At 70.0% G+C, this 15,493-nt stretch carries 16 protein-coding genes; 10 read left to right on the top strand and 6 right to left on the bottom strand.

Annotated features, from left to right (window positions below):
* A partial coding sequence (locus tag ACPYOG_RS15190) for a hypothetical protein (RefSeq protein ID WP_481295017.1) occupies positions 1-221 on the top strand: 221 nt, incomplete at its 5' end.
* Here the strand turns inward: ACPYOG_RS15190 and ACPYOG_RS15185 are convergent.
* Positions 152-931, bottom strand: a complete 780-nt coding sequence (locus ACPYOG_RS15185; protein WP_481295016.1) for a dienelactone hydrolase family protein — start codon at positions 929-931, stop codon at positions 152-154. The two genes, ACPYOG_RS15190 and ACPYOG_RS15185, sit on opposite strands and share 70 nt — an antisense overlap.
* A 167-nt stretch (positions 932-1,098) precedes the next feature.
* Here ACPYOG_RS15185 and ACPYOG_RS15180 point away from each other — a divergent pair, with 167 nt between their 5' ends.
* Together ACPYOG_RS15180 and ACPYOG_RS15175 are read left to right on the top strand one after the other, a co-directional pair.
* Entirely contained in the window at positions 1,099-1,392 is a 294-nt protein-coding gene (locus ACPYOG_RS15180) for a GNAT family N-acetyltransferase (RefSeq protein ID WP_481295015.1), read from the top strand.
* A 6-nt stretch (positions 1,393-1,398) separates the two neighbouring features.
* The gene (locus ACPYOG_RS15175; protein WP_481295014.1) at positions 1,399-2,400 is read left to right on the top strand and encodes a zinc-binding dehydrogenase; all 1,002 of its coding nucleotides are present in this window, start codon (positions 1,399-1,401) and stop codon (positions 2,398-2,400) included.
* Positions 2,401-2,442: 42 nt separating this feature from the next.
* On the opposite strand, the gene ACPYOG_RS15170 is transcribed toward ACPYOG_RS15175, so the two are convergent.
* On the bottom strand, positions 2,443-2,673 hold the full coding sequence (locus ACPYOG_RS15170; RefSeq protein ID WP_481295013.1) for a hypothetical protein: 231 nt from the start codon (positions 2,671-2,673) through the stop codon (positions 2,443-2,445).
* Positions 2,674-2,825: 152 nt separating this feature from the next.
* On the opposite strand from ACPYOG_RS15170, the gene ACPYOG_RS15165 reads away from it, so the two are divergent.
* Positions 2,826-3,833 carry an SDR family NAD(P)-dependent oxidoreductase gene (locus tag ACPYOG_RS15165; protein ID WP_481295012.1) on the top strand — a complete coding sequence of 336 codons (1,008 nt, stop codon included), beginning with the start codon at positions 2,826-2,828 and terminating at the stop codon, positions 3,831-3,833.
* Here ACPYOG_RS15165 and ACPYOG_RS15160 read toward each other — a convergent pair.
* A complete protein-coding gene (locus ACPYOG_RS15160) occupies positions 3,787-4,650 on the bottom strand; it encodes an alpha/beta fold hydrolase (protein ID WP_481295018.1) in 864 nt (287 codons plus the stop codon). The genes ACPYOG_RS15165 and ACPYOG_RS15160 overlap by 47 nt on opposite strands.
* A 168-nt stretch (positions 4,651-4,818) precedes the next feature.
* Positions 4,819-5,490 (bottom strand): TetR/AcrR family transcriptional regulator, encoded by a 672-nt coding sequence (locus tag ACPYOG_RS15155; protein WP_481295011.1) that lies wholly within the window; start codon positions 5,488-5,490, stop codon positions 4,819-4,821.
* Between the two features lie 105 nt (positions 5,491-5,595).
* Between ACPYOG_RS15155 and ACPYOG_RS15150 the strand changes: the two genes are divergently transcribed.
* The 4 genes from ACPYOG_RS15150 to ACPYOG_RS15135 all read left to right on the top strand — a co-directional run bounded on the left by ACPYOG_RS15150 (position 5,596) and on the right by ACPYOG_RS15135 (position 10,708).
* On the top strand, positions 5,596-6,153 hold the full coding sequence (locus ACPYOG_RS15150; RefSeq protein ID WP_090035149.1) for a dihydrofolate reductase family protein: 558 nt from the start codon (positions 5,596-5,598) through the stop codon (positions 6,151-6,153).
* Positions 6,154-6,257: 104 nt separating this feature from the next.
* Positions 6,258-7,991, top strand: coding sequence for an ABC transporter ATP-binding protein (locus ACPYOG_RS15145; RefSeq protein WP_481295010.1), 1,734 nt, complete (start codon positions 6,258-6,260; stop codon positions 7,989-7,991).
* Position 7,992: 1 nt separating this feature from the next.
* Positions 7,993-9,972: an ABC transporter ATP-binding protein gene (locus tag ACPYOG_RS15140; protein WP_481295009.1), complete on the top strand. Its 1,980-nt coding sequence runs from the start codon at positions 7,993-7,995 to the stop codon at positions 9,970-9,972.
* Positions 9,973-10,321: 349 nt separating this feature from the next.
* On the top strand, positions 10,322-10,708 hold the full coding sequence (locus tag ACPYOG_RS15135) for a hypothetical protein (protein ID WP_481295008.1): 387 nt from the start codon (positions 10,322-10,324) through the stop codon (positions 10,706-10,708).
* Between the two features lie 84 nt (positions 10,709-10,792).
* Here the strand turns inward: ACPYOG_RS15135 and ACPYOG_RS15130 are convergent, their stop codons facing one another.
* Positions 10,793-11,074 carry a Fe-S cluster assembly protein HesB gene (locus tag ACPYOG_RS15130; protein ID WP_090035139.1) on the bottom strand — a complete coding sequence of 94 codons (282 nt, stop codon included), beginning with the start codon at positions 11,072-11,074 and terminating at the stop codon, positions 10,793-10,795.
* Positions 11,075-11,239: 165 nt separating this feature from the next.
* Between ACPYOG_RS15130 and ACPYOG_RS15125 the strand changes: the two genes are divergently transcribed.
* Positions 11,240-12,064 carry an aldo/keto reductase gene (locus ACPYOG_RS15125; protein WP_481295007.1) on the top strand — a complete coding sequence of 275 codons (825 nt, stop codon included), beginning with the start codon at positions 11,240-11,242 and terminating at the stop codon, positions 12,062-12,064.
* Positions 12,065-12,177: 113 nt separating this feature from the next.
* On the top strand, positions 12,178-13,863 hold the full coding sequence (locus ACPYOG_RS15120; RefSeq protein WP_481295006.1) for a cell wall-binding repeat-containing protein: 1,686 nt from the start codon (positions 12,178-12,180) through the stop codon (positions 13,861-13,863).
* A 140-nt stretch (positions 13,864-14,003) separates the two neighbouring features.
* Here the strand turns inward: ACPYOG_RS15120 and ACPYOG_RS15115 are convergent.
* Positions 14,004-15,493: S9 family peptidase (locus ACPYOG_RS15115; protein ID WP_481295005.1), on the bottom strand; the 1,490-nt coding region annotated here is incomplete at its 5' end.

Raw genomic sequence — 15,493 nt, 5'->3', positions numbered from 1 at the left:
TCCGTCGTCGGCAGCGTCAGATGTGTATAAGAGACAGGTGCAACAACGAGCACTTCGGCGAAAGACGGCCGCGGAGGGACGGACGGGCGGGCGAGGACGGCGAGGCGCGAGCGGACGGGCGGGAGCGGAGGGAGGGGTGGGTGGGGCGTGCTCAGCGGAACACTTCGTCGAGGAAGCAGACGAGGGCGCGCCAGCTGCGCGCGTCCGCCACCGGACGGTAGCGGTCGGTGCCGGGAATCGTGAACGCGTGGGGCGCCCCGGAGTACGTGGTGACCTGCCAGTCGACATGCGGCGCGCCGCGCAGCTCCTGCTCGAAGGCGGCCACCGCAGCATCCGGCACCACCGGGTCGTCGCCTCCCGTCAGGACCAGCAGGGAGGCGGCGATCTGCGCCGCGTCGGACGGCTCGTGGGCGATCAGGCGGCCGTGGAACGACACGACCGCGCGGGCCGGCGCTCCGGCGCGCGCGAACTCGAGGGCGGCGGAACCGCCGAAGCAGTAGCCGATCACCGCCAGGCGGGCCGGATCGACGGCGGGATGCTGCCGCAGCCAGCTGAATCCGGCGGCGACCCGGGAGCGCAGCACGGGTAGATCGTCGTAGTACTTGCGCGCCTCGGCTGCAGCAGCATCCCCGGTGGGTCGGACGCCCGCTCCGTAGAGGTCGGCGGCGAAGGCGACGTACCCGCGGCGCGCCAGCATCTGCGCGCGCATCCTCACGTTGTCCGCGACGCCGTTCCAGTCGTGCACGACGAGCACCGCGGGACGCCGCTCGTCCGCCTGGATGTCGCGCGCCAGGTATCCCTCGAGCGGCTGGCCTTCGTGCTCGTAGGCGACGGTCTCGGCTTCGATCACCGAGTGCTCCCCGATCGGTACCTGCTCGAGCAGGGCCTGGAAGGCGGGGGCGAGTGCGGGCGACGGGGTGTCCAACGTCACGGTCGTGCTCCAGGGTCGTCACGTCGCACGGTCGGCGGGTGCCGCCGGCGGCCGGGTCTGCTGTGACGTGGTCGCGGGATGCGCGGGGACCTGAAGGTGCGGGCCGGGTTCCCACAGCTTCACACTACCCGGCCTCCCCCGCGAGTCGGCGGACGTAGCATGGGCACATGGGCACGGAGTTCAGCGATCAGAAGGACGCCAGCCGCTACGCGATGCACATCGACGGCGAGCTGGTCGGCGTGCTCGACTACCGCATCCTCGGCGATTCGATCTCGCTGACGCGGGCCTTCACGGTGCCGCACCACCGCGGCAAGGGGTATGCAGCGCAGCTGGTCGAGTACGCGGTCGACGACATCGAGAAGAGCGGCACGCTGCGCATCGTTCCGATGTGCTGGTACGTCGCCGACTGGTTCGAGTCGCACCCGGAGCGCGCAGCTCTGCTGCAGCGCCGCGCCGGCTGACGGCCGATGGGTTCCTCAGAGCACGACATCCCTTCGCGCCTCGTCGCCCGGGTCTCCCGTTTCGGCGACCCGTCGGCGGTGGTGCTCGCCCGCGAGGCTCTCCCGGCGCCGCGCCGCACTGACGTGGTGGTCCGCGTGACGTACGCCTCCCTCGGTTCGACCGACCTGCTCGCCCGGCGCGGCGGCTATGTGCTGCAGCCCCGACCAGGGTTCGTGACCGGGTACGACTTCGTGGGCGAGCTGGTGACGGAGTCGGCCGTCTCGCTGGCGCTCGGCCTCCGAGAGGGGACCGTTGTCGCCGGCGTGCTGCCGCGCATGGGCGCGCACGCGACGTTCCTGACGATCTCCCCGACGTTCCTCGTCGCGCTGCCGAGCGGGATGGATGCGGCCGCGGCCGCCGTGCTTCCGCTCGACGCCGTGACGGCCGGCCGCGCCCTCGAACTCGCCGGTCCGGCGCGACGCGTGCTGGTGCAGGGCGCATCCGGCGCCGTGGGTGCGCTCGCCGTCCAGTTGGCGCGGCGGGAGGGGCGCGCCGTCGTCGGCACGGCGTCGGAACGCGGCCGGGATGCGGTGGAGCGTCTCGGCATCCCGTTCGTGGATTACACCGCGACCGACTGGCCGGCCCGCGTCCGCGAGGCGTCCGGGGGAGGTGTGGATGCGGCGATCGACCACACCGGTTCGCCGCGCGTCCGCGAGGCGCTGGCTCCCGGCGGGGCGCTCATCCACACCGCTTTCGCCGGCCGCCCCGGCCACGAGCGCGGCGACGCCTTCCGCGGCTCCCTCGACTCCGCCGCCCACCTGCGGGACCGCGTGTGCAGCGTCCCCCTCTACGTCGCCACGCGTCGGGCCGAGTACCGGCGCCTTCTCGCTTCGCTGCTCGCCGATGCCGCGAGGGGTTCGCTCCGCACAGCGGAGCCCGTGCTCTTTCCCCTCGGCGAGGTCTGGGAGGCGCATCGGTTCGCCGAAGCGACGGAAGCCGGTCGCAAGGTCGTCCTCGCCCTCGGCTGACGCGCTCTCGGCTGACACGCAGTCGGCTGACGTGCCGGAGGGTCAGAGGTCGTCCGGTGAGCCGATCACGACAGGGACGCACTCCGAGAACCGGTAGCGGATGACCTCCGGCCAGAAGGAGGAGTCGCAGAGGTCGAAGACGTCCATCACGGCGGCTCCGCCGATGTGCGAGGGAAGGCGCAGCTCGAAGGGGGGCTCGCTCGTCCGCTCGAACTCGATCTCGAACGCGACGTCGTCGCGCTCGAGCACGGCGATCACCGTGTCCACGCGCATCCCTCCCTCGTCCCGTCTATCGGCTACGCACATCCGTACGCCCTCCGAGGGCAGGAGGAAACCCCCTGCGGTGCTCCTGTTTGGATTCACCGGTCGATTTGTGGCATCAAGTGCCATAATCGAAATCCCACCCCCGAATGAAAGGGACGGCGATGACCGATCCGAAGCCCCTGACCGCACGCACCATCGGCGAGTGGCTGGCGCATCCCGAGGGCGCCCCGCTCATCCAGGGACTGCTCGCACAGGCGGGGGTCGGCGAAGAGATGCTCGCGCCGGTCCGCGGACTCCCGCTGCAGCAACTCGTCGCCCTCAGCCAGGGTCAGCTACCGCAGTCGGTCGTCGACGACCTCGTCCTGCGGGTGAACGGCGGCGTCATGCCCGAGGATGTGGAGTCGGGATGGGTCGAGAAGGTCACGCCCGGACGTTTCGACGGTAAGACCGTCATCGTGACCGGAGCGGCATCCGGGATCGGGCGGGCCACCGCATCCCGCATCGCGCGCGAAGGCGGTCGAGTGGTCGCTGTCGATATCTCGGCCGCACGTCTGGAGGAGCTCGCCGCCTCCCTCCCGGACGGCTCCGTGGTGACGGTGACCGGCGACATCACGCAGCAGGGGGACATCGACAGCATCGTCGCCGCAGCGGGCGATCGCATCGACGCGCTGGCGAACGTGGCCGGGGTCAACGACGACTTCTCACCGGCCCATGAGACCTCGGACGCCGTGTGGGACCGCACCATCGGCATCAACCTCACCGGCGGATTCAAGCTGACCCGCGCCGTCCTGCCGGTCATGCTCCAGGCGGGCACCGGATCCATCGTCAACGTCGCGTCGGAGGCCGGCCTGCGCGGCAACGCGTCCGGGACGGCGTACACCGTCTCGAAGCACGGCGTCGTCGGCCTGACCCGCAGCACGGCGTTCATGTACGGCTCGCAGGGGATCCGCGTAAACGCCGTCGCGCCGGGTGGCGTCGCGACCGGCATCCCGATGCCCGCGCACCCGTCCGAAGCGGGCACGGCGCGCCTCACCCCGTTCCAGCAGCAGATCCCGACCATCGCGACGGCGGAGCAGCTCGCCGCGTCGATCACCTTCCTGCTCAGCGACGACGGCATCAACATCAACGGTGCCGTCCTGCCGAGCGACGGCGGCTGGTCGGTGCAGTAGGGGCTGCGCCGCGAGGGGCCGGCCGCACGTCACGCAGGGCGGCTCCAGCGAGGTCGGCCGATCGGCGTCGTCCTCGCCGCCAGGCGCCGGACGAAGGCGGCCAGTTCATCCGGCTTCTCCTCCGCCATGAAGTGGCCGGCGTCGATCGGCTCGTACGTGAGGTCGTCCGACCACGCGCCCCAGATCGCAGTTGGATCGAAGCCGAGCTGCGACCCCCAGTCCTGCGAGATGACGCCGAGGGGCATCGCGAGGGTGCGGCCGGCCGCGCGGTCGGCCCGGTCGTGCTCGAGGTCGACACCCGCGCTCGCCCGGTAGTCGGCCACGATCGAGGGGACGGCGTCCACCGAGCTCCGGAGGTAGTGCTCGCGCACCTCCGGAGTGAGGTGCGGCCGTCCGTGTCCCATGCGTCGAGGAACGACGCGAAGAAGTCCTCCGCCACGGCAGCGATCATCCGCTCAGGGAGACCCGCGGGCTGGGCCATGAGGTACAGGTGCCAGGCGAGCTTCGCATCCACGCCGTGCAGGACCTCCCAGGTGTCGAGAGTCGGGAGCACGTCGAGGATGCCGAGGTAGGCGACGGCGTCGGGATGGTCGAGCGCGGTGCGGACGCCGACAAGCGCGCCGCGGTCGTGGCCGACCAGCCCGAACCGGTCGTGGCCGAGCGCGGCGGCGACCGCCACGATGTCCTCGCCCATGGTGCGCTTCGCGTACGTGCCGGGGCCGTCTTCCGCGGGCTTGCCACTCTGTCCGTAACCGCGGAGGTCCGGGAGGATGACCGTGTGCTCGCCGGCCAGCCGCAAGGCGACATCCCGCCACATGTAGTGCGTCTGCGGGAAGCCGTGCAGGAGTACGACGGCGGGTCCGCGGCCGCCGACGGCGACGTGGATGGGCACATCGCCGCTCCCGGCGATGGTGCGGGTGGTGAATCCGTCGATGGTGGGCATGGTGCTTCTCCTCAAGGTGCGGGTTGCGGCTTCGGGATGCGGTCAGCGGTCGTTCACGGCGGGTCGTCCGGAGAAGATGCCGGCGGGCAGGGCCGCGGTACGTGAGCCGACCGGGGCGGTCGCGCGCAGGGCGGGGATGAGGACGGTGTCGACCAGCGCCTCGACGTACGCCGGGTTCGTGGACAGGCCGCCCAGCCGGCGCAGCAGGAGGACGGACCCGGTGACCTCCTCATACGGGAACGGGTCGACGCCCACCGGCAATTCGCCCCGCCCGACAGCGGCCGCGATGACCGAGGCGGGCAGGCGGGCACCCGTCGGGCCGACTGTCTCCTCGATGGACTCGCCCAGTTCGCGGTCCTCCCACCCGGCCTGCAGCAGCACGAGCGCGGTCTGGCCGTCGACCCCGTGAAGCGTGGTGAGGAGGCGGTCGCAGAGCGCGAGGAGGTCTCCGCGGAGGGAGCCGGTGTCGATCTCATCGGGACCGTCGCGGTGGGCAGGACCCGCCTTCAGGGCCGCGACCACCATCTCGCGCTTGGTCTTCCAGCGACGGTAGAGCGTCGGCTTGGACGCCCCGGCGCGGCGGGCGACCTCCTCGAACGAGACGCCCTCGTACCCGCGCTCGGCGAGCAGTGCGTTGACGACCTCGAGGATGCTGGCTTCGCGCTCCTCGTCGCGCGGCCGGCCGCCGCGAGCGGGAGTGAGTGGATACGACACGTTCCGTATCGTAACACCTCTGTGCGGCCACCTCTGTCCGGCGAATCCGGTCTCCGCATTCGCCGACCCAGCCCCTATGCTGTTCCGGGGGGAAAGGGGAGTCGGATGGGCGCGATCGCTGTGCACGAATTCGTCTCGCTCGACGGCGTCTTCGAGGATCCGAGCTGGACATTCGACTTCGGCTTCGACCCTGCGATGGGCGAAGACATCGGGCGGTTGACGCGAGAGTCGGATGCGATCCTGCTCGGCCGTCGCACCTTCGAGATGTTCGCTCCGGCCTGGTCGACGCGCACCGCCGAAGACGATCCCGGGGCTCCGTTCTTCAACGACAGCCCGAAGGCTGTCGTCAGCTCCACTCTGGACGACGAGACCGCAGAGCGCACCTGGCGCAACTCCCGCTCCCTCGGCGGATACGACGTGGCGCGCATCCGGGAGTTCGCCGACGGCTTCAGCGGCGGCGTCTACATCAGTGGATCCGGCTCGCTCGTGCGCAGGCTGCTCGGCGACGGACTCATCGGATCCCTCCACCTCTTCGTCTATCCCCTGGTCCGCGGAACAGGCGCCCGCCTCTTCCCGGAGGGCAGCCCGCCCGCTACGCTACGGCTGCGCCAGCACGACGCCTACGACAACGGCGTCCTTCACCTCCACTACACCGCCGCCTGACGCGTCATTATTGAGGACGCCCCGCGTCCTCAATAGTGAATAGCGTCGAAGGCGTCGCGCATCGTCGACACCGATATCCACACACAGCACACCCGGGACTCACTGTGACTCTGCTTCGCCTCTCCTTCCGCTTCGTGCGCCCCTACTGGCGCTCGGTGACCGCGGTCGTGATCCTTCAACTGATCGCGACGATGGCCGCCCTCTACCTGCCGACCCTCAACGCCGACATCATCGACAAGGGCATCTTCACCGGCGACACCGGATTCATCTGGCGCACCGGCGGCCTCATGCTGATCGTGTGCTTCGCGCAAGTGATCGCGGCGGTCACCGCCACGTACTTCGGCGCGCGGGCCTCGATGTCGGCAGGCAAGGACATCCGCCGCTCCTTCTACCGCAAGGTGGATGCGCTGCCCTCGCTCGACCTCGCCCGCTGGGGCACGCCGACCCTGATCACGCGCAACACCAACGACGTGCAGCAGGTGCAGATGCTCCTGCTGATGACGTTCAACTTCATGGTGTCGACGCCGATCATGTGCATCGCCGGCATCATCTTCGCGGTCCGCGTCGACGCGGGTCTGTCCTGGCTGATCTGGGTGTCCGTCGCCGTCCTCTTCGTCGTGGTCGGCATCCTCGTCTCCCTGCTGCTGCCGATGTTCCGCATCATGCAGGAGCGAATCGACGGGGTGAACGGCGTCATCCGCGAGCAGATCGTCGGTATCCGCGTGATCCGCGCCTTCGTCCGCGAGCGGTTCGAGACGAAGCGCTACGACGACGCCAACGCCGCTCTCACGCGCATCTCGGTCAAGGTCGGCAACGTCTTCGTGCTGATGTTCCCGGTCATCATGCTCATCCTCAACGCGGCCACCGTCGCCGTGCTGTGGTTCGGCGGGCACCGAGTGGATGCGGGCGACATCCAGATCGGCGCCCTCACGGCGTTCCTGCAGTACCTCCTGCAGATCCTCGTCGCGGTCATGATGGGCGTGTTCATGGCCATGATGATCCCCCGCGCGATGGTCTGCGCGGAGCGCCTCGAGGAGGTGCTCGGAGCCGAGCCCAGCAGCACCCAGACGGGAGCCGGTGGGGCGACCCTCCCGGCGAGCGGACGCGTCGAGGTCCGGGATGTGACCTTCGGCTACCCGGGCGCCGAGAAGCCGGTCCTGAACCAGGTGTCGTTCACGGCCGAACCTGGTGAGGTGACGGCGATCGTCGGCTCCACGGGTTCGGGCAAGACCACGCTGGTGTCGGTGATCGCGAACCTGTTCACCCCGCAGAGCGGAACGGTCCGGGTCGGCGGCGTCGCGGTCGACGGTCTCTCCCGGCAGGAGGTGGCGGGCGTCCTGGGACTCGTGCCCCAGCGGCCCTACCTCTTCTCGGGCACCATCGCCTCCAACCTCCGTTTCGGCCGGCCCGACGCCACCGACGACGAGCTGTGGGAGGCGCTGCGGATCGCGCAGGCGGCGGACTTCGTCCGCGCCAAGGAGCACGGGCTCGACGAGCGCATCGCCCAAGGCGGCACCAACGTGTCCGGAGGACAGCGTCAGCGGCTGTGCATCGCGCGGGCTCTGGTCGCCCGGCCGAAGGTGTTCCTGTTCGACGACTCGTTCTCGGCGCTCGACGTCGCGACCGACGCGCGCCTGAGACGTGCGCTCGCCGACTCCATCGGGGATGCCGCGCTGATCGTCGTCGCCCAGCGCGTCTCCACCATCCGCGAGGCCGACACGATCATCGTCATGGACGATGGCCGGGTGGTCGGACGCGGCACCCACGACGAACTGCTGGAGACCAACGAGACGTACCGCGAGATCGTCGAGTCGCAGCTGAGCCTGGAGGTGGCCTGAGATGGCACGCACCACGGAACGCAAGAAGCGCGGCGGCCGCCCCGAGGAGGGGCAGACCCCGGCCGCGAAGGACATCGTCCTCGACCAGCTCGAAGAGGACTACGACTTCACGCCCGGCGAGGGCGACGGCGACATGTTCGGCGGCGTGCCCGCGAAGAAGGCCGAGAACTTCTGGTCGTCGTTCAAGCGGCTGATGGGCCTGCTGAAGCCCGAGTGGCTCGGGATGACGTGGGTCACGCTGCTGACGGTCGTCTCGGTCGTGCTCGTCGTGATCGCGCCGAAGATCCTCGGCGACGCGACCAACGTGATCGCCCGGGGAGTGTACGGACCGCACAAGGGCATCGACTTCACCGAGCTCGGGCGTCTGCTGATGATCGTGCTGGCGATGTACTTCGTCGCCGCGCTGCTGCAGTGGTGGCAGGGCTACCTGCTGAACGCCCTCGTGATGCGCGTGGTCTACGGGCTGCGCAAGGAGGTCGAGGCGAAGCTCAACCGCCTCCCGCTCAGCTACTTCGACACGCGCCAGCGCGGAGACCTGATGTCGCGCGTGACCAACGACGTCGACAACATCCAGACCGCGCTGCAGCAGGCGTTCTCGCAGCTGATCCAGTCCGTGCTCATGGTGCTCGGCATCGGCATCATGATGTTCATCGTGTCGTGGCAGCTGGCGCTGATCGCGCTGATCTCCATCCCGCTCTCCGGGGTGATCGCCGGCGTGATCGGCTCGCGCTCGCAGAAGCTGTTCAAGGCGCAGTGGGCGTCGACCGGCACGCTGAACGGTCACATCGAGGAGTCGTACTCGGGTCTCGACCTGGTGCGGGCCTTCGGCCGGGATGCGGTCATGCTGGAGGAGTTCGACGCACGCAATGCGAAGCTGCACAAGGCTCAGGTCGGCGCACAGTTCGTCTCGGGCAGCATCATGCCGGCGATGAACTTCGTGTCGTACCTCTCCTATGTGCTCATCGCCGTGGTCGGTGCACTCCGGGTGGCGGCGGGCCAGCTGACCATCGGAGACGCGACCGCGTTCATCCAGTACTCGCGCGAGTTCTCGCAGCCCATCGGCCAGATCGCCGGCATGGCCAACATGCTCCAGTCCGGCGTGGCCTCGGCCGAGCGCACCTTCGAGTTCCTCGACTCCGAGGAGCAGGAGGCGGAGACGGCGACCGAGCACCTGCCCGAACGGGCGGACGGCCGCGTCGAGCTCGACCATGTCGACTTCTCCTACGACCCCGAGGCCGAGCTGATCCGCGACCTGTCGCTCAGCGTCCAACCGGGCAGCACGGTCGCGATCGTCGGACCGACGGGCGCGGGCAAGACCACGCTCGTCAACCTGATCATGCGGTTCTACGAGCTGACCGGCGGCGCCATCCGCCTCGACGGCGTCGACACCACGCACCTCTCGCGGGACGAACTCCGCGGCCAGGTCGGCATGGTCCTGCAGGATGCGTGGCTGTTCTCGGGGACCATCCGCGAGAACATCCGCTACGGCCGCCTCGACGCCACCGACGAGGAGGTCATCGACGCAGCCAAAGCGACGATGGTCGATCGTTTCGTGCGCCAGCTGCCGGACGGCTACGACACCGTGATCGACACGGAGGGCGGAAACGTCTCGGCCGGCGAGCGACAGCTCATCACCATCGCGCGTGCGTTCATCGCCAACCCGTCGCTGCTCATTCTGGATGAGGCGACCTCGTCGGTCGACACGCGCACCGAGCTGCTGGTGCAGCACGCGATGGCGGCTCTGCGCACCGACCGCACGTCGTTCGTCATCGCGCACCGGCTCTCGACGATCCGCGACGCCCACACCATCCTCGTGATGGAGCAGGGACGGATCGTGGAGCAGGGGGACCATGCCACTCTGCTGGAGCGACGGGGCGCGTACTACGACCTGTACATGACGCAGTTCCGCGGCGACGACGCGGAGGCCGAGCAGGAGCGCGAGCGGGAGCAGGAGCTCGCCGACGAGGTTCCCGCCAGCTGACACCGGCGGCCGAGAGAGGAGGTGCGCGAGCCGCCGATCGGGGTTGATGCCGCTCGCGCACCGGAACCATCTCATCGTGCCCACCCTGCGGTGGCCAGTGATTGACACCTCCGCGACGGGGTGCGCCTAGAACGACCCGTTCAGCCCAGACGCATTCTCCGCAGTCGCGTCAAGACGCTGCAGACAGCTCGCCGAGGTCGTCGGCCACTTCACTGCCTTCGGCAATGCTTTCGAGGCCCTGGATGAGGTTTGCGCGTCGGGAAAATGAACGGACGGGTGTGGCCCTACACCGTTTCGCTAGGCAGGTGAACGAGTTGTCCCCGCGATCCCGCGGCCGTAGAACGGGAGCATGACGAAAGACGAGCGCGCTTCCCTGCCTCCCGGACCGGAATTCTCGTACGGCGGGTACACGGTGCGGCTGGAGCCCGAGCATGGGCGCACCGGGCGGTGGCGCGTCGTGGAGGACGGGAGCTACTACGGGCTCATCGCGGCGGCAGACCCCATCCATGGTGAGCCGGAGGTCCATTTCGCGGCGCACTTCCCGGGCGAGGAGGACATCCCGCCGATGAAGATCGTCCCGCTGTGGACGTCGGCGGTCGAGTTCCTGCTCGACGCCGGCCACGGTGAGGCACTGTGGGGATTGCCGGAGCAGCGGACCGCGCCGCATCCCATCGTGGTGGACGAGTTGCCCGATCCGGACGAGGAGAGCGAGTCCGAGGGCGCCTCGGGGACCTGAGCACGACGGAGAGCCGACTGCGCGGAGAGCTGAGCATGCAGAGAGCCCGGATCCATCCGGATCCGGGCTCTCTGCGCGGGTTGCCTAGCCGTTCACGCCGATGGCGAAGCTGACCGCTCCCTGGTCGTCGACCTGTGCGTCCAGCACCTTGTCGTCGAGCACCTCGGCCGCCTGCGTCTCCAGGAAGATGCGGGCGCCTCCCGACTCCACCACCTGGTCGGTGGCTTCCGGCTCCGGCGCGACGTTCGCCGCGAACGCGGTGCTGTCGGGGTTGCTGCTGCTGATCCGCAGGCCGGCCGTCTCGTCGGGGGACTGGTCGGTCAGCGTCTTGACGATCGTGCTGGCGTTCTCCGTGAGGGTGAGCATGTGCTCTCCTTCCGTTCGATGGTCCACGAGTGCCCCACGCTCCCGCAGACGCCGCCCGGTCGCAACCGGCATGGAGGTCATTGCCAGGGAACGTGCCGGTCGACGCCATTGTGGTTCTCCTTCCGTCACCTCACGTCTGTGTTCCGGTCCGGGCAGAATGAACCCATGGCGAGCATCCCGGAGCTGACTCTCAACGACGGCAACACCATCCCGCAGCTCGGCTTCGGCGTGTACAAGATCCCGGAGGACGAGACAGCGGATGCCGTGGTCGCCGCCCTGGAGGCCGGGTACCGCCACATCGACACGGCCGCCTTCTACGCCAACGAGCACGGGGTCGGCGAGGGGGTTCGCCGAAGCGGGCTCGACCGCTCGGAGGTGTTCGTCACCAGCAAGGTGTGGTGGACCGAGAACGGCTACGACTCGACCCTCCGCTCGTTCGACCGGAGCCTCGAGCTTCTGGGCTTCGACACAATCGACCTGTTCCTCATCCACTGGCCCGCGCCGAAGAGCGACCGCTACGTCGAGACCTGGCGCGCGCTGGAGCGCGTGCGCGACGAGGGCCGCGCGCGGTCCATCGGCGTGGCCAACTTCCACACGCACCACCTCGACCGGCTGGCCCGGGAGACGGCAACGGTCCCGGCCGTGAACCAGGTCGAGCTGCACCCGTGGCTGCCGCAGGAGGAGGTGCGGGCCTACGACGCCGCCCACGGCATCGTGACGGAGGCGTGGTCACCGCTCGCGCGCGGCCGCATCCTCGGCGACGCCACGCTCGACCGTCTCGCGGCGAAGCACGGTGTGACGCCCGCCCAGATCGTGATCCGCTGGCAGCTCCAGCTGGGCAACGTGGTCATCCCGAAATCGACGTCGCCAGAGCGCATCCGCGCGAACATCGACGTCTTCGGCTTCGTGCTCGACGCCGAGGACCTCGGGGCCATCGCGGAGCTGGAGAGCGGTGAGCGCACCGGGAAAGACCCGGACGATCTCGGCTGAGCCGTTCGTGCGGCTCGCGCCCGCGCGCCGCTATGCTCACTTCAGCGACGGGTCGGAGCGTGCACGGTGCACGCAGGCCCTCCCAGGGGACACGTCGTTGGGGGAGTCTCTCGATGAAGGTCCGTCTCGTCGCCGTCGCCGGCGCGCTCGCCGTCCTCGCCGCTGCGCTGCTGCCCGCGACATCCGCCTCGGCGTGGGCGGTGCTCCCGCTCGCGCCGGCCGGATCGATCGACACCGTGACCGTCTCGTACGTCGGTGCGGAGACCAGGCCGACGCTCCATCTGACCGGCTGGGCGGCCGACCTCAACGACCGTGGGGCGAACGGTCTCACCACGGCCGGCATCGAATTCACGGCCGCCGCTCCCGGCGGCGCGCGTGTCACGATCGGCTACGCCGAGCACAACGACTTCGCGTATCCCCGGCCGGATGTCCCGCGCGTCTACCCGGCGGCCGGCCCGAACCAGGGCTTCGACTTCCACTCCGGGTACCTTCCCGGCACGGGCCTGGTCAACGTCTGCGCCCGCCTGTACAACATCAACGCCCAGCCGTACACCGCGGTCTTCACCTGCTTCAACGTCTCCGTGCCCGCATCCCGTCCGCCGCTGGCCACCATCAGCGGCCCGGTGACCAGCGGTTTCGCCACAGCCGGGTCGACACTGACCGTGTCGCTCGCTGCTCCGAGCGGCGGCACCGACACGTACCGGTGGACCAGCTGGAACGGGCGCGGCGGGGGCAACCCCGGAGGCTATCCGTCGCCGATCCCAGACGCGACCTCGGCCACGTACACGTCGACGGTGGGCGACGTCGGCCGCGACCTCCGTGCCGTCGTGACCACGCGACTGCTGAGCGTGACCATCGAGCAGCAGACGGACCCGGTGGGCATCGACCTCCCGCTCTCCGGCGGCTGGTCCCGCGTCGCCTCCTCGGACCGCTTCGCCACGTCGGTGGCGGTCTCGCAGAGCGCGTTCCCCGATTCTGCGGCCGGCGTCCCGGTCGCGTACGTCGCCTCCGGCGTGACGTTCCCGGACGCGCTCTCGGCCGGCGCCGCCGCGGCGAAGACGCACGGCACGCTCCTCCTCACGCGCCCCGGCGCGCTCGACCCGAACGTGGCGGCCGAGCTGGTCCGCCTCCACCCGCAGCAGGTGATCGTGGTGGGCGGCGTCCAGGCGATCACGGATGACGTGGTCGCCGCGATCCGCGCGCTGCCGTTCTCGCCGGACGTCCGGCGGATCGGCGGCGCCGACCGCTTCGAGGTGTCCCGCGCGATCATCGACGACGCTTTCGGCACGCGCGCGCCCGACGTCTACGTGGTGACGGGCAATGCCTTCCCCGACGCCCTGGCCGCCGCCGCTGCGGCCGCGCAGACCGGTCGGCCGGTGCTGCTCGTGAACGGTTGGCTGGGTGCCGCCGATGCGGGGACGACGGATGCGCTCCGCCGGTGGGGGACGACGCACGCCACCGTGGTCGGCGGTTCGGACGTCGTCACCGACGGCCTCGCCTCCACCCTCGGCGTCCCGGTGGACCGCGTCGCGGGGTCGGACCGGTTCGCGACGGCGGCCGAGCTCGCGCGCACCCTCCCGCACACCGGCGTCACCTACATGGCGAGCGGTCTCAACTTCCCCGACGCCCTGACGGCGGCGGTTCTGGCGGTCGCGCATCCCGGACCGCTGCTGCTCGCCACGGGGTGGTGCGCTCCGGTTAGCGCCCTCTCCGCCATGCAGGACACGGGCGTCACGCGCCTGGTCGCCGTCGGCGGCGACGCGGTGCTGAACAGCAACTCCTGGTTCAACGCCTGCTGACCCGGCAGCCGCGCTCCGCTGCTGACTGCGGTCGTTCGGAACGTCTGCGCCCGGTCGACCCGGCGCAGATGTGACGAACCGGCGCAGTCACGCGCGGGTGACCGGTTGGGCAGGATGGTGCGCAGCTCACGGCGCCCTCCTCACTCCCCGGACGGATGCGCCCCCACGACGTCGAGCAGCCAGGCCAGTGCGAAAGCCCGCTCGCGCCAGGCGGCGTACCGGCCGGAGACGCCGCCGTGCCCCGCGGCCATCTCGATCTTCAGCAGCACATCCGCATCCATATCGCGAAGCCGGGCCACCCACTTCGACGGCTCGACATAGAGCACGCGCGTGTCGTTGAGGCTCGTGATGGCGAGGATCCGCGGGTAGCGGGTGGCGTGCACGTTCTCCAGCGGCGAGTACGACTTCATGTAGTCGTAGACCTCCGGATCGTGCAGCGGGTCGCCCCACTCGTCCCACTCGATCACCGTGAGCGGGAGGGACGGGTCGAGGATGCTGGTCAGCGGGTCCACGAAGGGCACCTCCGCGAGGATGCCGGCGAAGTCGCGCGGCGCCAGGTTCGCCACGGCGCCCATCAGCAGTCCGCCCGCGCTGCCGCCCTGCGCGGCAAGGCGCGATGGCTCGGTCCAGCCCTGGTCGACGAGGTGGCGCGCGGCCGCCACGAAGTCCGTGAACGTGTTCTTCTTGCGCAGCTTCTTGCCGTTCTCGTACCAGAGCCGGCCGAGCTCGCCGCCGCCGCGCACATGCGCGATCGCGAAGACCACGCCGCGGTCGAGCAGGCTGAGGCGCGGGATGCTGAACGACGGGTCCATGCTCGCTTCGTACGAACCGTAGCCGTACAGCACCAGCGGCGCGGGCTCGCCGGGGGTCACCAGGTCGCGTCGGTAGACCAGCGAGACCGGGATGCGCGCACCGTCCTCCGCGACCGCCCACTCCCTGCGCTGTGCGAACAGCGACGGGTCGAACCCGCCGAGCACCGGCTGCTGCTTGCGCAGGGTCAGCTCACGCGTGCGCACGTCGTAGTCGTAGACCGTCGACGGCGTGACGAAGCTGCCGTAGCCGAGGCGGAGGAAGGGCTGCGTCCACTCCGGGTTGCCGCCGACGCCGACCGTGAACAGCTCCTCGTCGAAGTGCAGCTCGTGCGGGGTGTCGTCGTCGGGCTTCTCACTGTCCGGCTGGGGGACGCAGGCGACCGCGACCCGGGTCATCCCTTCGCGGCGGTACTCGACGCTGACGAAGTCGCGGAACGCATCCACTCCCTCCAGGCGTACGGCCGGGTCGTGGGGAAGGAGCATCCGGCGGGGTCCCTGCGGGTCGTCGGCCGAGACGCTGACGAGCTCGAAGTTGACGGCGCCGTCGTTGTGCACGATGAGCAGCCGGTCGTGGCCGCCGACGATCGCGTGCTCCACGTCGTACTCGACGCCCTCCTTCCGCGGCCACACCACCGTGAACTCGCCGGTCGGCTCGTCGGAGCGCAGCAGCCACGCCTCGCTGGTGATGCTGGAGCCCGCCTCGATGACGAGGAACCGGCGGCTGCGGGTCAAGCCGACGCCGATCCAGTACCGCTCGTCGGGCTCGTGGAACACCTGGACGTCGCTGGTCGCCGGGCCGTCGCCCACCCGGTGGCGCC

It is taken from the genome of Leifsonia sp. HAY1-4F (genome assembly GCF_056755275.1).
This window is presented reverse-complemented; position numbering and strand designations above follow the sequence as displayed.